At 37.9% G+C, this 2,824-nt stretch carries 6 protein-coding genes and 1 pseudogene; 3 read left to right on the forward strand and 4 right to left on the reverse strand.

Going from position 1 to position 2,824, the window contains the following annotated elements; genetic code table 11:
• Positions 1–85: 85 nt before the first annotated feature.
• Both HE1_RS05270 and HE1_RS09775 read left to right on the forward strand, forming a co-directional pair.
• On the forward strand, positions 86–295 hold the full coding sequence (locus HE1_RS05270; protein WP_084490833.1) for a helix-turn-helix domain-containing protein: 210 nt from the start codon (positions 86–88) through the stop codon (positions 293–295).
• A gap of 251 nt (positions 296–546) precedes the next feature.
• A complete protein-coding gene (locus tag HE1_RS09775) occupies positions 547–858 on the forward strand; it encodes a hypothetical protein (RefSeq protein ID WP_242837214.1) in 312 nt (103 codons plus the stop codon).
• Between the two features lie 165 nt (positions 859–1,023).
• On the opposite strand, the gene HE1_RS10465 is transcribed toward HE1_RS09775, so the two are convergent.
• The 4 genes and pseudogenes from HE1_RS10465 to HE1_RS10470 all read right to left on the reverse strand — a co-directional run.
• Complete coding sequence (locus HE1_RS10465) at positions 1,024–1,260, reverse strand: IS630 transposase-related protein (RefSeq protein ID WP_035545488.1); 237 nt, start codon at positions 1,258–1,260, stop codon at positions 1,024–1,026.
• A 294-nt stretch (positions 1,261–1,554) separates the two neighbouring features.
• On the reverse strand, positions 1,555–1,857 hold the full coding sequence (locus HE1_RS05280) for a hypothetical protein (protein WP_052567414.1): 303 nt from the start codon (positions 1,855–1,857) through the stop codon (positions 1,555–1,557).
• A gap of 115 nt (positions 1,858–1,972) precedes the next feature.
• Positions 1,973–2,125, reverse strand: a complete 153-nt coding sequence (locus HE1_RS09780) for a hypothetical protein (protein ID WP_242837215.1) — start codon at positions 2,123–2,125, stop codon at positions 1,973–1,975.
• Positions 2,116–2,247, reverse strand: a pseudogene (locus HE1_RS10470) (hypothetical protein); the annotation flags it as partial. The gene HE1_RS09780 and the pseudogene HE1_RS10470, both read right to left, overlap by 10 nt.
• Before the next feature lie 275 nt (positions 2,248–2,522).
• Here HE1_RS10470 and HE1_RS05285 point away from each other — a divergent pair.
• Positions 2,523–2,723, forward strand: a complete 201-nt coding sequence (locus HE1_RS05285; RefSeq protein ID WP_035545491.1) for a hypothetical protein — start codon at positions 2,523–2,525, stop codon at positions 2,721–2,723.
• Positions 2,724–2,824: the final 101 nt, after the last annotated feature.

A 2,824-nucleotide genomic window follows, 5' to 3' on the forward strand; every position in this document is an offset into this window, starting at 1 on the left:
GAAGCTTTTAACTAAAGATCTTTTTTGTTAGAATTGGAAAAACTTGTCTTTTAAAAGTCTCTAAAAATGATTATATGTAAATTTTGTGAATGTTCTGATTACTTTAAAAGCGGTTTTGTTCGAGGGGGGCAGCGGTACACATGTAAAAAATGTGGAAAAAATTTCACGAGGTGTGCCCGAGAAAGACAAGCTCAAAGCCCTCGCTTTATACGCAAGCGGCTTTTCAATGAACCGAATTGCTCAGCGTTTTGGTGTCAGCGCGAGCGCTGTTTTGAAGAGGGCGGGCACCTTATAATCAAAGCTATGCGCCAAAATTGAGCCCCCCCCAGAAGACAACGGTAGCGTCAAGGAAGTGGATGAGTTTTGGTATTATTAAAAAAAAAGAAGCAAAAAGTTTGGATTTCTAAAGCTTGAATTTCTAAATCCTATGATCGTTCTGGAAAACGGCTCATCGATTGGGAATTTGGTGATCTCTCAATTCAAACTTTCAAACGACTTTTTGAACGATTAAAGAAACGGAAAATTTTATTTTATTGCAAAGATCCTTTGGAAGGTTTTAATAAAATTATTCCAAGCCCCCGACTCTTTCAGGAAAAAGATAAAACGTTTTCCATTGAACAAAATAATGCTCCACACCGCTATTGGTTTGCAAGATTTCGCCCCTCCTTGCAAACACAAGATGCTCTTGAAATGGAGGTAACACTGCTTATTTTTGCTGTACTTCACGTTAATAAAACCTCGAAATTAATCATGCTATCTTTGGTTAAAGGTCTCTTCTTTTTTTACCTATCAGTTTTTTACCTTTTTCGCCCCATCCTCTATCTTTGCAAATCGTTAGCTCTATACCACTTTCATTAATAATACAAGGCTTTGAGTTTCTATGCCTATAGCGTCTTGATAGTTATTTCGTTTTTTTCGCTTCCATCCATATAGGTAAAGGCTTTTTTTATAGCTAACTCTTAGATTTTTTAAACTTCTGTATACAGAACAAATACTTGCTTTAACTAGCTTTGCTGTCTCAGCTCATTTCTTATCCCCATTGGCTTGAACGTAAATCCTTGGATTCTCTTGGTCTATTTTCCCCTTATTCAACCGTGGGTTAGATCTAATTATCCCTTCTTTTTTGTATATTATCCACCACCTACTTAAGCTGCTTTTACTAACTTTAAATGTTTTGGATGTCGTTTTTTGATCGTTACCAAATTTAACATATTCTATTACTCGCTCCCTTAGATCGAAGCAGTTTTGTTTCTTTGTCATTTTCTGTTAAAAATAGCACCACTCTTCCCCATTTTCAAGCTAAATTACTATAGTATACCTTAATAAATTTTTATCACTTTTTAGAAGAACTCAGGAAGCGCAAAATCAGGATACTTAATCGTATCTTATGCAGTGCTTTCACTTACGCCGTAACTTTTGACGTGAAAGTATGTGCGACATTTTCGGATATATGGAGGGCCATCAAAAGACGATCTTCTATGCTTAGCTTATTCTTTCTTACTCCCCGAGATTTCTTTTTAAGAACCTGTCTGCACGGTCAAGCCAACCGACGAATCAGTAGCATTGAATGGGAGGCATAACGTTGTGTTTCGCCGGTTGAATGCCTATTTCATACTCCTTGGCCAATCGCCTAAAATGATTTAGCCAAACAAATGTTCTCTCTACCCCCCATCTTTTCGCTAAAATTGCCCAGCCCGGTGTAATACGTGTCGAAAGCTCTACGCTTTTTTTCAACATGTTTTGAACAAACTCTTCGAATTTTTTACGATAACCAGCATCTGCGCGTACGCCTTTAAGTGCTGGATATTTTATACCAGCCTTATCAAATACCTTGCATCCCGCAGCAGTAACCTTCACATGAAAATACGTCCTAGGGAGTTATCCATGACACTACGGCGTTTACGTCTTTTGACCTTTTTCCCAAGCACCCCCTCGATTTACAGCTTTGTTCGTTGTTTTTGTACTTTGTAAGTCAATTATCGGATTGATATTTCGTCCATTGTTTATCCAGCTTTTTTCCACAAGATCCCTCATCATTTTCTTTCAAATTCTGCTTTGTCTTGCTTGCATGTAAAACCTGTACACACTTTTCCATGGAAGGATATTCTTGCAGCAAAAGCGCCACTGACAGCCCGTCTTTGCAAGATAAAATACCCCGTTAGTAATCGCTCTCTTGCGTTTTTTACCATAATCCCCTGTATCAAAATGAGATTTTATTAAATTCCATACATGCAAAAGCTGTGTCACAAACTTGAATTGCCAGAGAATCAAATGTTTGTACGCAAAAAACTCGTGAGTGAAAAGGACGTTGGATTGCTTAAAAATTTAAATTTGTTGTCCATACTCCCCCTCACTTTTTTGAAGGGTCTTTAAAAGACCCGAAAAATAGACTATTTTATTAAAAACAAACAACAATGTTTAATGCAAATGAACCTTCGTGCTTGGTATGATCGATCAGCGAAAGGTTCAGCATCCTGCGCTGATCCACAAGATGCACTCTCCACCTTCAATAAAATCCAAGCTTGAACGCGTCAGGCGTTTTTTTAAAAGGACAAGGAATTGATTCTGGACTCTTCTCAAAAGCCTTGATATCAAGCATTTGGGAGCCAGTTCCTAAAATGCATTTAATGCTCGATGGCACCAATTGGAAGTTTGGAACGCAGAATATCAATTGCCTCGTACTAGCTGTTAAAGTTGGAAAGATTACGTTTCCTTTGTTTTAGAGCATGCTTGATCACCAGGAAAATTCGCACACCCTAGCACGCATCAGTTTATTAAACCAATTTCAGGAAATCTTTGGGGTCGATAAAATTCTCTCCTTTTC

Origin of the sequence: Holospora elegans E1 (assembly GCF_000648275.1) — a bacterium.
GTDB classification, from domain to species: Bacteria; Pseudomonadota; Alphaproteobacteria; order Holosporales; family Holosporaceae; genus Holospora; species Holospora undulata_A.

Bases quoted from the DNA above. Each gene is read 5' to 3' on its own strand.
- HE1_RS10465 (WP_035545488.1), bottom strand. From the start codon at position 1,260: ATGACAAAGAAACAAAACTGCTTCGATCTAAGGGAGCGAGTAATAGAA.